This is a genomic window from Adhaeribacter aerolatus (genome assembly GCF_007991635.1).
In the GTDB taxonomy this organism is placed as follows: Bacteria; Bacteroidota; Bacteroidia; order Cytophagales; family Hymenobacteraceae; genus Adhaeribacter; species Adhaeribacter aerolatus.
Window position 1 is genome coordinate 109,459 of record NZ_BJYS01000023.1, and the last position, 14,856, is coordinate 124,314.

The following is a 14,856-nucleotide window of genomic DNA, read 5'->3' on the forward strand; positions in this document are numbered from 1 at the left end:
TCATTAAATTTAAAGTTGTATAAATTATTTGTTAGCTTTCTTAGGCAGGTAAACAGGATTATAATAAGGTGGCGTGGCGTTTTTATTTATATCGACAATAATTACCTGGGGGATATGTTTGGTGTTAGCTTGTTCTAGCACTTTCGGCATGATTAACGCTAAATCAGCCGGGGAATCAACCTTGCATGCCTCGGCTCCCATACTTTGGGCATACATCAGCAGGTCAGGATTACCTAGTTCATACAAGTTTTTCCACACATCCGGATTTTCGTTATCGGGTGCAAAATAATCCATGCCCTGGCTTACCATAGATAAATTATTATCGAATAATACAATCCAGATAGCACCTACCTGATATTTTTTGGCGGTTGAGATTTCGTTTCCCTGCATTAAAAAAGCACCATCACCAACTATGGCCAGGCAAGTTTGATTAGGGCACCCAATTTTTGCCCCCACTACGGCGCCAACCGCAAAACCCATCGGCCCCATGGCCAGAGAGGTGTAGAAAGAAGCAGGAGGTTGTATCGCCAGATAATGCACCGACCAACCAACACAGTTACCCGCATCAATAAATATCTTTGTATCAGGTGGTATTGTTTCTTGCAGGACGCGCATCAGGGCAGCCGGTTCAACAGGGCTGCTGTTTGAATAATAAGAATCCGGATTGATAAATGGAGTTTGCTTTTTAATAGTGGCAATAGCCTGTTTTCTCTCTTCTATTAGTTCCGTATCTACCTTAACCGCTGGTATCAGTTCGGCTAAATCATTGATGAAAGCGCCTGCTTCGCCTACAATGCCTTGGGTTACTTCAAAAGAACGGGCAATTATCTTCTGGTTTATATCTACTTGTATAAATGGTGCATCAGGGCCCTGTGGTTTAAGAATCGGCAACCAGGAATTGGTAGAGAGTTCACCTAAGGACGAGCCAATTATCATAATACCATCATATGGCACATCAGTAGCCGTAAGGTATGCGTAAGGCCACATACAGTCTGCCATTCCATAAACCCGTAACGATAATTTATGCGTTTCCGGGAAAATTCCTTTTCCATCAGCCGTCGTAATAACTGGTATGCCGAAAGTTTCTACAAACAATAATAAATTATTATAAGTAGACATATCAGTTAATGCTTGCCGGCACCCATTTCCTAAGAATAACAAGGGCCGTTTACAAGCTAATAAGGAAGTCATGGCTTTTTTAACTGCACCGACGGGGGCACCTTGTGGATTGGTGCGGTAAGCCGTTGTGTTAACAGACATTACGGCATTGGTGAGCGGCTCTATGGATACATTTACCGGCAAACTAAGATGTACTGCCTGGCGGGGAATGGAAAGTGCATCGCGGAAAGCCTGTTTAATAATTGTTTCTGCGTCAGTGCCACTTGTAACAACACTGCTGTAACCCGTAGCGGCCGTAAAAATGGCGTTTATATTCAAGCCTCCATCAATACCTTCCTGCAAATAGCCCATTCCAAAATACTTCTGGTCTATTTCGCCGGTTAGTAACAGCATCGCTGATCCATCGGCCTGGGCATTCATTACGCCGGTAAGCGCGTTGGTTGCGCCTGGCCCGGTAGTTACCACAACCACCCCTAATTTTCCAGTTGCCCGGTAATAGCCGTCGGCTATGTAAGCGGCTCCCGTTTCCTGTCTGCAGATGATATATTCAATACTATCGGTATTGTTTTTGAGATCTACCAGGAAGTTCATTAATCCACCCCCAGGAATTCCGAAAACATGTTTTACACCCTCTAAATTAAAGTAGTGCATAATCATATCGCCTACAGTAGGAGACGATGGGGAAGCAGGAGCAATCGTGGTTTCCTTTGCCATACAGGTAATTTTAAATAAGGTTGGAATAAGCTAATTTAAACTTATCAATGTGTTAAATATGTAAGCTTTACACACCACTATCCTTTGCACCTGCTACCCATCACAAGTTTTTACTTCAAATGCAGTTATGTTTAATCTCTACTCGTATCCAGAAATTATTTGATTATCTATAAATAATGGTATACTTTAATTTTATCAGGAAATAAATGAATTATGAAAAGGCCTGTAAGAAATTATGATGTGCAGGCAACACCAGTTTAATGAGCCGCCCTTCTTTTTATTATTCCACCGGATGCCTCCCGAATGGTAGTGGCAAAAACAAAGGCTTTTGCATCTGCTTCATACACCAATGTTTTCAGCTTGCGTAGCTCCATTCGGGTAACTACCGTAAAAATAATATCGCAGTTACTGCTTACATCAAATTTGCCGGGAAGAAAGCCTCTTTCGCCTTTATAGACCGTTATGCCCCGGCCCAGCTCATTTACAAGCCTATATTTTATCATTTCACTTTCACCAGATATAATCGTAACGCCGGTATAAGCTTCAATACCTTCTATTACATAGTCTATCATGCGGGAAGCAGCAAAGTAAGTTAAAATAGAATACAGCGCCGTTTCGAGGCCAAACTTAAACGCCGCAATGGTAAAGATTATAATATTCAGCCCCAGTATAATTTCTGTAATAGTAAAGCTGGTTCGTTTTAAAGTATATAAAGCCAGTACTTCTATGCCATCTAAAGCACAGCCGGCCCGCATGGTTAAACCTACTCCTAAGCCTAAAAATACGCCCCCAAAAATAGAAATAAGTAGTTTATCGGAAGTAACAACGGGGTACGGTATTAAGAGCAGGCAAAACCCCAGCAGCAAAACCGAAAGAAATGTTTTAAAAGCAAACTTTTTGCTAACCGTAAAATATGCCGCTATAATAAGGGGCAAATTTAAGGTTACAATAATATACGCTAAATTAAAGTGGTACAGCTCGTGGAGCAGTAGGGACATGCCGGTTACACCCCCATCGAAGAACTGATTAGGTACCAGAAATCCTTTAAGGGCAAAACCTGCAAGTATTACCCCGGCCATTATTAAAAAGAAGTCCTGTAACTCCGAAACAATAAGGTGACGTCTATCCACATTATTGGCATTACTCAATACTATATTCAGATGATTAACTTTATGCTCGGCATAATGGGTTTTGGCGTACTGTGTAAAAAAGCGGTGTGAGGTTAAAAACGCTATTTGTTTTCGATTCCATTCCAACCTGTTTTTTACAAGGCCATTGGCTTTAAACTCCTGGTACAAATGTTCGGCATTGGGGAAATAATCAGTAGTTCCTAAATATTGCAAGTCTGCATCGCATATAATATATTGCAACTTATCTGCGGGTGCATGCGGCAGCTTAGTAGCCATAATTATCTGGCAAATGGTATCAATTTGGAGAGGTTCAAAACCCAATGCCGGAAGTGTTTTCCGGGCAATGTGGCAGGAAGCTTCTTCGTGATTTTTATAAGCATTCAAAAATCCTGCATCATGATAAAGCGCAGCCGTTTTTAGCAATACCAGTTCTTCATCTGTTACCCCTTCTGCTACTGCTATCTTTTCTGCAGCAGCAATAACAGATTTTGTATGATCGGCATTATGATATTTAAGATGCGCCGGCAAATTCTTTTCTAGTTGCGGCATTAAAAACGAATATGCTATCTGATACAGCCTGGTTCCTGTATTTGAGTTAATTACTGGTTCCATCTAAAAAAATTAGTGAGTATTTTGTGAATTACAGAAGGTGTAATTTTACTTTTCAGAGACGCCTCTCTTACTATCTGGTATTGGAAAGATTCTCAAATTATATTAAAGCAGTCTTCTGTAATTTTTTTTTTATTATAGAAAAATACGCTTCAGCCGCTCCACGTTATTTTATACACCAGAGCTAATCCTATTTAATTTTTAAAATCATTTTGTAAGCAGGAAGATAAATAAAGCGCATCTTTAATTTATAATTTCCAATTCTTGATTTGTCGAAGCACAAATAATAGTAAAATCAAATTAGCAGCCCTTAATAATACAAACTGTAACATAAATTATTACCCTTTCTTATCATGCCTTACGGCTTTATGCTTGATGCACATTCCCCACAGGATACAACTATTTTAATCTTCTTAATTCTCACCTACAGTTCTTATAAATTTATAAAAAATAATGAAAAAATATATATTTTTCTATCTTTTTATAGGAGATATTAACTTTAGCTGAAGATGGCCTAAAAACGATAGCGTTTACTTGCTTAACTTTGCAGGAGAAGAGAAAAACTGAAAGAATTAGGGCAGCGCAAATTGAGCGCTGTTTTAATGGCGAACTATTAAAAAAGATAGCCAATATTACCAGATGAAAATATTGTTTGCTGTCCCGGCAAGATAAAACCAAAGAGAAATTAAATTACACCTTTGGTTTTATCTTATCGGAAAGTACTTAAAACGAATATTTTAATAATATTACGGGCATTTTATGAGCTACAAGACAACATAGAGCAGCCTGCTTTTTGGCTGGCCCAGTTAGGCCGCTTTACCATAAACGCATCCCACTTCCCGGAATAAGGTTCTTTTATGGCTTCCTGTAGTTTACCAAACAAGGTGCTTTCTCCCCTTTCCAGTTCTTCAATGGCCTGATGTAGTAAGTAATTCCGTAGAATAAAACGCGGATTGGCTTTTTGCATACGAGTGATTCTTTCTTCCGGCCCGATGCTATTCTTCTGAATTCTTTCCTGGTAAGTTTTAATAAAATTTAAGAATAGTTCTTGCTCTTTTCCTTCGGGTGCGCGGTAAAAGCTATCTTTAAAATGGTTTAGCACCGCTTCTTCTGGTTCCGGGTGTATTGGCAATGCTATTAGCAACTGATAGAAAATAGTCATATCGGGTTTTATCCGGGTAAGCATATCCTCCAGGGCTACCAATAAGTCAATATCTTCTGGCTTTACTTTGTCGAGCCCCAGCTTATTACCCAACATAGATTGGTATTTTGTGCTGTAAATATCCTCGAAGGTTTCCAGGGCGGCTACTATTTCTTCGGTGCCGGATAGCAGAGGGGCGATGGCACTGGCCAGGCAACCCAGATTCCAGTAAGCAATGGAAGGCTGCTGCCCAAAGGCATACCGTCGGCCCGGCAAATCCGTAGTATTGGGCGTAAAATCAGGGTCATAATCATCCAGGAAGGAATAAGGTCCATAATCAATCGTCAGACCCAGGATAGACATGTTGTCGGTGTTCATTACGCCGTGGACAAAACCTACTCGTTGCCATTCTACCATTAAACTCGCAGTACGGGCTACTATCTCTTTAAACCACAGTAATATTTTATCTTCTCCCTGAAGGTGCAGAAAATATTGCTGAATGGTCCAGTTGGTTAAGTTTTTTAAATTTTCGTTTTCCTGGCGGGCAGCGAGCAACTCAAAATTCCCGAAGCGCAGAAAACTAGGGGCTACCCGCATCACAATAGCGCCGGGCTCAAATTCCGGATTTCCGTTATAAAACATATCGCGCATGACTTGGTCTCCGGTAGCTACCAGGCTCAGAGCCCGGGTAGTTGGTACGCCCAGGTAATGCATGGCCTCACTCATTAAATATTCCCGGACCGAAGAGCGTAAAACGGCCCGGCCATCGGCCCGCCGGGAGTAGGGTGTGCGGCCAGCCCCCTTTAATTGCAGTTCCCAGGTTTGCTCGTTACCGCTATCCCATTCACCCAAGGTTATCGCCCGGCCATCGCCCAACTGACCAGCCCAATGCCCAAACTGATGGCCGGCGTAGCAGGCCGCATAGGGCTGCATCGACTCCGTTACAAAGTTGCCCGCCAGTATGTCAATATCTTTTTGTTATGTAGGCTTTAATATACCCAGTTCGGCAGCCAGTTCATCCGACCAGGCCAGTAACTTGGGTGATCTGACAGGAGAAGGATTAACCTTACTATATAAAACACCCGGGGTTTGGCGGGGGCGCGCATCACCGGATACATCGCCCGGAAAATTATTTACAAATGCATTCTTGTATTCTTTAGCACTCAGGCTTTGCATAACCAATTTGTTTGATTCCTAATCTGACTAGAAACTTAGTTTAACCGAACCTTCGCATTTTTCTAAGGTAAAATACAAAAGTAATTATCGGAATTTTTATATTTTCGTTTAAAAATAAAATAAGAATAATATTTCATGTATAAGTACTATAAATATCTCACAAAAGGTTCAAAAGAAAATTTTCACTACCGCTTTAGGTTCGTTTATTACGGGTAGGCTAACTTGTTGTTCCAAAATCAGGAATACTTTCCAGGTACATAGCACTTCAGCTGTATAGCTTTATCCTGAGATCGCCAAAAATTGTGTTAAAGTAACTGACCTTCTAATTATAAATACATTATTTAAATAATACATTTTATAATTAAACAAAAATTATTATTTTGCGTATATTTTATTAGAATCTTTCTGTTACTTCATTTCTGTTAATAAGATTTGAAACAGGGAAATTCTTGGCTAGTGGCTTGCAAGATTTTGAGGCTGGATCGGAAATTTTAAAGAGTTTAAGAAGGTTCAGCAAATTTATTTTAATATTTTATTCACCTTTTAAACTTACCGTCATGAAAAAAACTTTACAATCTTCAGAAATTTCTATCGGGGTTGCTGTAACTGCCTGGTTCGTATTAATGTATATTATGGCGCAATTCCTGGTTTGAGTAATATCAGAGCAGTACTTTGCGGGTAAATTTATTTAAGTGTAATTTTATACACAGCACTAAAGGGTTTTAGTCCGTACAAAATAATTTAACAACAGGAAAAAATATTACCTGTAAGCGTTAAAATAAGAATCAGCCATAAGGCAGGCTTCATTTCGGAGTCTACTTTTTGGCTGATTCTTATTTAATACTAAAGTAAATCTTATCTTCTGCCGTGTAAGAGTGCGTTTTTTATCTTCCTAACCTTCACTCCGGTTACTCACCAGCTTTAAATGAATGTCTACTTCCGGAAAAATATGCCGCTTTTTCAGGTCCGGATCGGCAGCATAGTTCATACCCCATTTAGTACGGTCCAATTTAAAAGTAGCTTCTACCGCTACGGTACTATCCTGAATATCTATCCGCGCTGGAAAAGTAATTGCGTGCGTATTGCCGATCATGGTAAAATTACCGGTTACCAGCATATTAGCCCCTGCGATAGCGCTAGTCGAGGCTTGTACCAACGGCTCAACTTGCGTTAAGGTAAAGTGGGCTTCCGGGTAAAGCGCCACATTAAAAAAGTCTTCGCTTTTCAGGTGCTTCAACAAAACAGGCTTAATGGTTTTAGGCAAGTCAAAATTTTTGATAGAAGTAATAGGAATAACAAAGCTACCACCCTTTATGGTACCGTTTTCTACCTGAATGCCCGGACTCGTTACCGCAAAAGCCCCCTGGTGCGAGGTGTTCGGGCCTGCACCAGACCACTCAATTACCGATTTGCTTTCGTCTAAGGTATAATTATAAGTTTGGGTTTCCGGGGCAGGATGCCGGAAAATAAAACACCAAAGCGTAAGTATGGTTAGAAATAATATTTTCATGATTAATTATTCAAAAATATCTAAGCGTTTTTCTCTATTTAACAGGTAAAAAATGTGATTAATAATTAAAATTATTTTCTAGCCAGCATTACTTTGGTATTGTTTTTAGTCTTGCCTAACTCGGTAGTCAGTACATAGCCAACTTGGCCATCTACCAATACAATGCTCCAGCTTTGATTATACTGGCGCACATACCGGATGCCGTCGGTACTGCGCAAGGATTTTAATACTTCGGTGGAGGTACCGGGTTGGCGGTGCATTTTAACGTTCTCGTAACGGGTAGTCACGGCCATTATGTTGTCGGTGGGCCGTGCGGTAGTGTGGGGTATGGCGGCTAAAGCAACGGCGGTTTGGGCCAGAAAAGCAAAAGACAAAATTAAATTTTTCATAGCGTTTTTAGATTAGGGTCGGGGTTTACTATTTCGTTTTTATTTTTGCCGGCATTTAGCTGTCGGCTTCTTTGTTCTGGTTAACTATATAACAAAGGTGCATCGCTAAAGAACGTCTCCAAAATTTTTGTACCCGAAGGGCCAGCCCACGTTCTTGAATGACCAAAATAAGCCCTTGAACACCGCTACCTTTCCAGTCAGGGTTTTAGCCGGAATATTTGGAAATATTGATACATAAGTTTGCGGGAGGAATTTGAATAATTCTTTAGAACTGAATATGAGTAAAACTGCTACGCTAAGATATTTTTGTTCAGGAGGTATTTATGTGAGCCTTTAACAGCTTACAGGATATTTATAATCAGATCTTCAGGCTTTCTGATTAATGGAAAATTGCCCTTCTGCTAGTTTTAAGATTAGCATAAAGTTATAGAAAAGAGTGTGGTGATAAGGAAGGTTAAACTGACTCTATTGCGTAAACGTATTATTCAAAAACAAGATAAATAATTATGGTTAGTCAAATTGCCACCGTAAAAGAAGACCTGGTAGCCGTTAGCGTTTCAGGAAACCTGGAAAAGCACGATTATGACCAAATTATACCGGTGCTGGAAATGAAAATTGCACAGTTCGGCAAAATTAATCTGTACTGGGAAATGATAGGATTGGAAGGATGGCACTTAAGTGGACTTTGGCAGGATCTAAAATTTGATGTGAAGCACATAAACAACTTCCGGAAAATAGCTATTGTGGGAGACAAGAAGTGGGAAGAATGGATAGCTACCATGATAAGGCCGTTTACCACTGCCGAAGTAAAATATTATAACGAATTGCAAAGAGAGGATGCCATGGCTTGGGTAAGCCACTGAGTAACTTTTAATCTTAGGAATGACCTGCCTAAAATGCCGAAGCGGACATTTTATAATAATATTTTACCAGAAATTATCTTTAAACTACTTGAAATTAAATAGCGGCTTGGCCTTTATGTCGGTCCAGTACTTCTTTTACAATATTCCGGGCAACAGCCTCTTCTAAATCTAAAGCTGAAAAAAGATAACGGATTAGTTCTTCTTCTTTGTCGGCTACAACCCCATCGGCCAGCACTAACTCTATGGTCCGGGCAAATAAGGTGGGCTTATTTTCAGTTGCAATTGCATCCACGCTGGTATCAATCAGGTGTTTGCTGCCAATCTTGGCGTGCGCCAGCAACACCGACCGGTAATATTCCCGCACCTCGTGTCCATCAAAAAAGGAATTATTGGCCAGTGTTTCGGATAACTCTTCCAGCTCTTCATCCGCTACTACTTCGTCTACGGCAATACAGGCGTGCATAATCGCAATCCAGGCCTCTTGTTCGGTCCGGGGAGCATAAGAAACTACCGTGGTTTTATACTTTTCATCAAAAAGACTCATGGCACGAAAACTTTTACGCGTTAATAAATTTAAATTTCTCAAGTACCCCAGGCACACCGGTAAAGTTACCCCTTCCGGATTTTTCTTCCGGGCACTCCCAAGCACTACCTATTGGCTGTTTTATTTTAATAAGTAAAAATATATATTTACTCAGAACCAGGCCAACGATAGTTTAAAGTTAAAAGAATAAAACCGACAAATTTAGTTTTGAGCGGAAGAAGTAAAAATTAAACAGGCTGGTTAAAGAAAAATTCAGAAAAGGGGCTTAGCCCAACCAAAATATGCGTAAACTTTCCTGTTTTTTGCGGATGAGAATTGCCCGGTACAATTATTTAAAGAAACCAATCCTGGCCCTCATCCTAATGCTATTTTTCAGGGCCTCCCCAGAAGTGTCTGCATCGGTAATAAAAACTAAAGTGGCTATGTCCCAAACCAACTCCGCAACTCACCCTACAGGAAAAGAACAAAAGCAACGCAAGGCTTTATACCAGCTGCTGGGCAAATTACCCGACCGAAACCGGCCTATTGCGGTTAAAGTAATTTCGAGGGAGGAAACCGACGAAATAATTATAGAAAAACTGCTGCTGGATTTGAACGGGCTGGAACTGGTGCCGGCTTATTTTACCAAACCCAAAACAGCAACCGATAAAATTCCCGTGGTATTATTTAATCATTCGCATTTCGGGCAGTACCAGGTTGGTAAAAACGAGTTTGTGAAAGGCCGGAAAGAAATGCAGAGCCCGCCGTATGCGGTAGCCTTGGCCCGGGCCGGGTATGCCGGTTTGTGTATAGATAGCTGGGGCTTTGGCGAACGCAGCGGCCGCCCCGAGATTGATATATTTAAAGAAATGCTCTGGAAAGGCCAAGCTATGTGGGGCATGATGGTGTACGATCACCTGCGGGCGCTCGATTACCTCCATACCCGGCCCGATATAGATACCAAACGCATAGCCACCATGGGCATGTCGATGGGCAGTACCATGGCCTGGTGGCTGGCGGCCCTGGACGAGCGCATTAAAGTAACCGTAGATTTAAATTGCCTCACCGATTTCCAGACGCTGCTGGCAGAAAAAGGCCTGGACCGGCACGGGATTTATTACTACGTACCGGATTTGCTCAACCATTTTACTACCTCCGATATAAATGCTTTGATTGTACCCCGGCCGCATTTTGGCCTCGCCGGCAGCCAGGACCCGCTCACACCTTTAAAAGGTTTGGAAATTATAGATGCCAACCTGAAGAAGGCTTATGCTGCTAAAGGTGCTCCCGAAGCCTGGCAACTTAAAATTTATAACGTTGGTCACCTGGAAACACCGGAAATGCGCCAGGACATTATGGCTTTTCTGAAAAAATGGTTGTAGTTATTACAGCTAAAAATATTTGTTAATTAAAGTAAGCTTAATAATTTACGGCTTAAGCAATGGCAAAATGCCCGAAAATTTAGCTTGCCAAAATATTCCTTTTATTAATTATAAGGTTCAGAACCTTTAAATATTCTATGTCGGAAAAAACAAAAAATATACGCGTGTTGGTAGTTGGTTGCGGCAATATGGGCACTTCCCATGCTACTGCTTACCATCATCTGGACGGATTCGAAATTTGCGGAATTGTATCGACCGGAAAATCCAAAGAAATATTAAACGAAAAACTAGGGGGCGACTATCCTTTGTTCTCGGACTTTAACGAAGCCTTGAATAGTACCCAACCCGATGCGGTTTGTATTTCTACTTACCCCGATACGCACGAAAGTCTGGCTTTAAAAGCGCTGGAAAATAACTGCCACGTGTTTATTGAGAAGCCGCTGGCCGATACCGTAGCCGGAGCCGAGCGCGTTGCCGCCGCAGCCGCCAAAGCCGGTAAAAAATTGGTAGTGGGGTATATTCTGCGGCATCACCCGTCCTGGATTAAATTTGTAGAGCTGGCCGGAGAACTAGGTAAACCCCTGGTAATGCGCATGAACCTGAACCAGCAAAGCCACGGCAATATGTGGACCGTACATCGCAACCTGATGAAAAGCCTGAGCCCGATTGTAGATTGCGGCGTGCATTATATTGATGTAATGTGCCAGATGACCCGTTCCAAACCCGTACAGGTGAGCGCCATTGGCGCCCGGTTAACCGAAGAAATTCCGACAGGCAATTACAACTACGGACAATTGCAGATTCGTTTCGAAGATGGCTCGGTAGGGTGGTACGAAGCTGGTTGGGGACCGATGATGAGCGAAACGGCTTTTTTCGTGAAAGACGTGATCGGGCCCAAAGGAGCTGTATCGATTGTGGCCAAGGATGCCGGCGGAACCGGTAAATCCGATTCGGTGGAAGACCATACCAAAACCGAGTGGCTGCGGTACCACCGGGCCGCTATTAACCAACAGGCAGAATTTTTGCAGGAAGATACCTGGATTAGTATGGAAGATGAACCCGACCACCAGGAGCTTTGTAAACGCGAACAAAGCTATTTTTTAAAAGCCATTCGCGAAAATATGGATTTAACCGACCACATTGCCGATGCGGTTAACAGTCTCCGGATTGCCTTTGCCTGTGACGAATCGGTGCGGACCGGCCAGATTGTTTCGCTGTCTTGAATAAATTAATATTTTATATAAAATCTTACGCCATTCATAAAATCAGGAACCAAACAGAAGGTTTATGAATTAAGAAGATGAAACCAGGATTGAATATTTATTGAACCGGTTTGATAACCCGCGATTCTGGCTTGTATCAGTCTTTTAAAGTAAGTATTTTTATAAGATCTGAATTCCCTTTAAGGGAAGAGAAAAGAAAAAGGTTTTTAACTTTTACCACGGGTACATAAGGTTTTTGCCTTTACCAAATCCCCATAATTACTTTTCTGATGAAAAGACGTGCTGCCTTAAAAGGTATATCAATGGCGGTAGCCGGTTTAGTTGCCCTGCCAGCCTGGGCTTCCGGCTGGAACCCCGCTTCGTTGGGTAAGGTATCCGCTGTGCCGCTTCCGGAAGAAGCCCTGTTGGCTGAGCTGGTGGAAACAATTATTCCTGAAACCGATACACCAGGTGCAAAATCGCTACAGGTACACCGGTTTGTCCTTCGTATGATTCAGGATTGCTACGGAGAAGTGGCACAAAGCAACCTACAACAAGGCTTAGTGGCTGTTGATGAGGTGGCAAAGGGTGCTTTCGATAAATCATTTGTTAACTTAAATGTAACCCAGCGTGTTGCCGTACTTACCCACCTGCAAAAGAGCGATGATCCGTCAACCAAAGGATTTATAAGTCTGGTCAAGAACTTAACCATTCAGGGTTATCTCAATTCCGAGTACGTGCTGCTGAATATGATGGATTATAAAATGGCGCCTGGATTTTACCACGGGTGTGTGCCCCTTAAAACCTAAGTCAGGCGCTATAATCTATTGTAACGTCATCTATTTCAATTTCTTAATATTTAGAATGTCATTTTTTAACATAGATTCTGTAAAAAGCCGTACGTTCGATGCGATAGTAATTGGTTCGGGTATTAGCGGCGGGTGGTCGGCGAAAGAGCTAACCAGCCACGGTTTGCGAACTTTGGTATTGGAGCGCGGGCGCGATGTAAAACACGGGATAGATTACCCGACCGCCATGAAAAACCCTTGGGAGTTCCCGCACCTGGGGCAAATTTCTAAAGCCGAACAGGAAGCCAACCCGATTGCGAGTCAATGTTATGCTTATAAAGAAGATTCGGCGCATTTTTTTGTTAAAGATGCCGAGCACCCTTACGTTCAGGAGAAGCCTTTTACCTGGATAAGGGGCTACCAGGTGGGTGGTAAATCGTTGTTATGGGCCCGCGGTACCCAGCGGTGGTCGCAGTACGATTTTGATGGCCCGGCCCGGGATGGCTTTGCCGTAGAGTGGCCCATTGGGTATAAAGATATTGCCCCCTGGTACAGCTACGTCGAAAAGTTTGCCGGTATTTCGGGCAATAAAGACGGCTTGCCGCAACTACCCGACGGGGAGTTTTTGCCACCGCACGAGCAGTCGTGCGTCGAGAAGCATTTTAGCCAGCAAATGGCTAAGCACTATAACAACACGCGTCCGGTAATTATTGGCCGGTGTGCACACCTCACCAAGCCAAATCCTATTCATCACCAACAGGGACGCGGGCAGTGCCAGAACCGGGTGCTGTGTCAGCGCGGCTGCCCATACGGCGGTTATTTCAGCAGCAATTCGTCTACTTTACCCTGGGCGCAGAAAACCGGTAAGCTCACGCTGAAGCCCGATTCAGTGGTGCATTCGATTATTTTTGACGAAAAGAAAGGCAAAGCCACCGGCGTGCGGGTAGTAGATGCGCATACCAAAGAAATGACCGAATATTATGCCCGGATTATTTTCGTAAATGCCGCTACCTTAAATACCAACCTGATTTTATTAAACTCCAAATCGAGCCGTTTTCCGAACGGCTTAGGGAACGACAATGGGCTGCTGGGTAAATATGTTTCATTCCATAATTTCCGGACCACTATTTCGGCGGAGTACGAAGGTTTTCAGGAAACTATTACCGAAGGCAACCGTCCCAACGGCAGCTACATTCCGCGCTTCCGGAACGTGTTTAAACAGGAAACCGATTTTCTGCGTGGTTACGCTGCCGGCTTTGGTTCCAGCCGCATGCTAGACCGGGATACATCAGGCTTTGGCGAAGATTTAAAAAAGAGTTTAACCGGCAAAAACTACGGCAACTGGCGGGTAAGTTCGCATATGATGGGCGAAACCATTCCAAAAGAAACTAATTACGTAACCCTTGACTCCGGTTTAACCGATGCCTGGGGCGTACCACTCCTGAAAACTTCGGTGGCTTACGACAACAACGACGAAAAAATGATCGTGGATTTTCACGAGCAACTAACCGAAATGCTGACCCTGGCTGGTTTCACCAATATCCAAACCCACGACGATCCTAATAAGGCACCGGGCATTGATATTCATGAAATGGGTGGCGTCCGGATGGGAAGAGACCCGAAAACTTCACTTTTGAATAAATGGAACCAGTTGCACCATTGCAAAAACGTGTTTGTAACCGATGGCGCCTGCATGACTTCTAATTCTACCCAAAATCCATCGCTTACATTTATGGCTATTACAGCCCGAGCCGCTGATTATGCTGTAAAAGAATTGCGTAAAGCTAATCTGTAAGAAAGATGTTATCGATGGTGTAAGCTGAATTTCTCAGATTGATAACGGTTTTTGGATTTAAGATGAAAGAATAGAAGTTCAAATAAATTGTCCATGTATTCCCGGCGCAGATTTAAAATCAGTAAACACAAAGTTTTCTTCAGAAATTCTTAAAATCTCCTGATTACCGGGATAGGCTTCATAGCTTATTATAAGTATACAGTCAAATAATGTAAACGGACATTACTACATGCCATGCTTTATGACAGTTAAGTGCTTTAAGAAATAATATACCTTAGTATAACTACGACTAAATTTAAACACTTATAACTTTACTCCATCCTATGTGATTTATTTTCGGCAGCATATGCCCAGAAGGCAAATAACACGCGACTTATAGATTAGTGTCCGATTTCGATTTATAACGTGCCCTCAACCATGTTCCGGAAGCTAAACTTCCGGTGATCGATTTTAATACCTATGACCATTTAATAATGGATTATGCTGTGATGTTAGAGCTAGAATGTTCTGTGTCA

The 14,856-nt window shown here is 42.3% G+C and carries 12 protein-coding genes; 5 read left to right on the plus strand and 7 right to left on the minus strand.

Translation table 11 applies throughout. The features are described from left to right. Positions 1–24: 24 nt before the first annotated feature. The 6 genes from AAE02nite_RS15660 to AAE02nite_RS15680 form a co-directional block, all read right to left on the minus strand. Positions 25–1,833, minus strand: a complete 1,809-nt coding sequence (locus AAE02nite_RS15660; RefSeq protein ID WP_146899417.1) for a thiamine pyrophosphate-binding protein — start codon at positions 1,831–1,833, stop codon at positions 25–27. 257 nt (positions 1,834–2,090) lie between these two features. Continuing rightward, positions 2,091–3,512 carry a YitT family protein gene (locus tag AAE02nite_RS15665; RefSeq protein WP_170252616.1) on the minus strand — a complete coding sequence of 474 codons (1,422 nt, stop codon included), beginning with the start codon at positions 3,510–3,512 and terminating at the stop codon, positions 2,091–2,093. Between the two features lie 817 nt (positions 3,513–4,329). Continuing rightward, a complete protein-coding gene (locus AAE02nite_RS15670; protein ID WP_307725549.1) occupies positions 4,330–5,682 on the minus strand; it encodes a protein adenylyltransferase SelO in 1,353 nt (450 codons plus the stop codon). 9 nt (positions 5,683–5,691) lie between these two features. Then, positions 5,692–5,889 (minus strand): hypothetical protein, encoded by a 198-nt coding sequence (locus AAE02nite_RS26710; RefSeq protein ID WP_246151079.1) that lies wholly within the window; start codon positions 5,887–5,889, stop codon positions 5,692–5,694. Between the two features lie 892 nt (positions 5,890–6,781). Further along, the gene (locus tag AAE02nite_RS15675; protein ID WP_146899423.1) at positions 6,782–7,399 is read right to left on the minus strand and encodes a YceI family protein; all 618 of its coding nucleotides are present in this window, start codon (positions 7,397–7,399) and stop codon (positions 6,782–6,784) included. Between the two features lie 71 nt (positions 7,400–7,470). Next, positions 7,471–7,788: an SH3 domain-containing protein gene (locus AAE02nite_RS15680; RefSeq protein ID WP_146899426.1), complete on the minus strand. Its 318-nt coding sequence runs from the start codon at positions 7,786–7,788 to the stop codon at positions 7,471–7,473. Between the two features lie 506 nt (positions 7,789–8,294). Here AAE02nite_RS15680 and AAE02nite_RS15685 point away from each other — a divergent pair. Continuing rightward, positions 8,295–8,651, plus strand: a complete 357-nt coding sequence (locus AAE02nite_RS15685; RefSeq protein ID WP_146899429.1) for a SpoIIAA family protein — start codon at positions 8,295–8,297, stop codon at positions 8,649–8,651. Between the two features lie 94 nt (positions 8,652–8,745). On the opposite strand, the gene AAE02nite_RS15690 is transcribed toward AAE02nite_RS15685, so the two are convergent. Next, entirely contained in the window at positions 8,746–9,195 is a 450-nt protein-coding gene (locus tag AAE02nite_RS15690; protein ID WP_146899432.1) for a TerB family tellurite resistance protein, read from the minus strand. A 422-nt stretch (positions 9,196–9,617) separates the two neighbouring features. Here AAE02nite_RS15690 and AAE02nite_RS15695 point away from each other — a divergent pair, with 422 nt between their 5' ends. From AAE02nite_RS15695 to AAE02nite_RS15710, 4 genes are all read left to right on the plus strand, one after another. Next, positions 9,618–10,556: a dienelactone hydrolase family protein gene (locus tag AAE02nite_RS15695; protein WP_246151081.1), complete on the plus strand. Its 939-nt coding sequence runs from the start codon at positions 9,618–9,620 to the stop codon at positions 10,554–10,556. 137 nt (positions 10,557–10,693) lie between these two features. Then, positions 10,694–11,779 carry a Gfo/Idh/MocA family protein gene (locus tag AAE02nite_RS15700; protein ID WP_146899435.1) on the plus strand — a complete coding sequence of 362 codons (1,086 nt, stop codon included), beginning with the start codon at positions 10,694–10,696 and terminating at the stop codon, positions 11,777–11,779. A 269-nt stretch (positions 11,780–12,048) separates the two neighbouring features. Next, the gene (locus tag AAE02nite_RS15705) at positions 12,049–12,567 is read left to right on the plus strand and encodes a gluconate 2-dehydrogenase subunit 3 family protein (RefSeq protein WP_146899437.1); all 519 of its coding nucleotides are present in this window, start codon (positions 12,049–12,051) and stop codon (positions 12,565–12,567) included. 55 nt (positions 12,568–12,622) lie between these two features. After that, positions 12,623–14,341: a GMC oxidoreductase gene (locus AAE02nite_RS15710; RefSeq protein WP_146899441.1), complete on the plus strand. Its 1,719-nt coding sequence runs from the start codon at positions 12,623–12,625 to the stop codon at positions 14,339–14,341. Positions 14,342–14,856: the final 515 nt, after the last annotated feature.

Bases quoted from the DNA above. Each gene is read 5' to 3' on its own strand.
- AAE02nite_RS15660 (WP_146899417.1), bottom strand. From the start codon at position 1,833: ATGGCAAAGGAAACCACGATTGCTCCTGCTTCCCCATCGTCTCCTACT.
- AAE02nite_RS15665 (WP_170252616.1), bottom strand. From the start codon at position 3,512: ATGCCGCAACTAGAAAAGAATTTGCCGGCGCATCTTAAATATCATAAT.
- AAE02nite_RS26710 (WP_246151079.1), bottom strand. From the start codon at position 5,889: ATGCAAAGCCTGAGTGCTAAAGAATACAAGAATGCATTTGTAAATAAT.
- AAE02nite_RS15675 (WP_146899423.1), bottom strand. From the start codon at position 7,399: ATGAAAATATTATTTCTAACCATACTTACGCTTTGGTGTTTTATTTTC.
- AAE02nite_RS15680 (WP_146899426.1), bottom strand. From the start codon at position 7,788: ATGAAAAATTTAATTTTGTCTTTTGCTTTTCTGGCCCAAACCGCCGTT.
- AAE02nite_RS15685 (WP_146899429.1), top strand. From the start codon at position 8,295: ATGGTTAGTCAAATTGCCACCGTAAAAGAAGACCTGGTAGCCGTTAGC.
- AAE02nite_RS15690 (WP_146899432.1), bottom strand. From the start codon at position 9,195: ATGAGTCTTTTTGATGAAAAGTATAAAACCACGGTAGTTTCTTATGCT.
- AAE02nite_RS15695 (WP_246151081.1), top strand. From the start codon at position 9,618: ATGTCCCAAACCAACTCCGCAACTCACCCTACAGGAAAAGAACAAAAG.
- AAE02nite_RS15700 (WP_146899435.1), top strand. From the start codon at position 10,694: ATGTCGGAAAAAACAAAAAATATACGCGTGTTGGTAGTTGGTTGCGGC.
- AAE02nite_RS15705 (WP_146899437.1), top strand. From the start codon at position 12,049: ATGAAAAGACGTGCTGCCTTAAAAGGTATATCAATGGCGGTAGCCGGT.
- AAE02nite_RS15710 (WP_146899441.1), top strand. From the start codon at position 12,623: ATGTCATTTTTTAACATAGATTCTGTAAAAAGCCGTACGTTCGATGCG.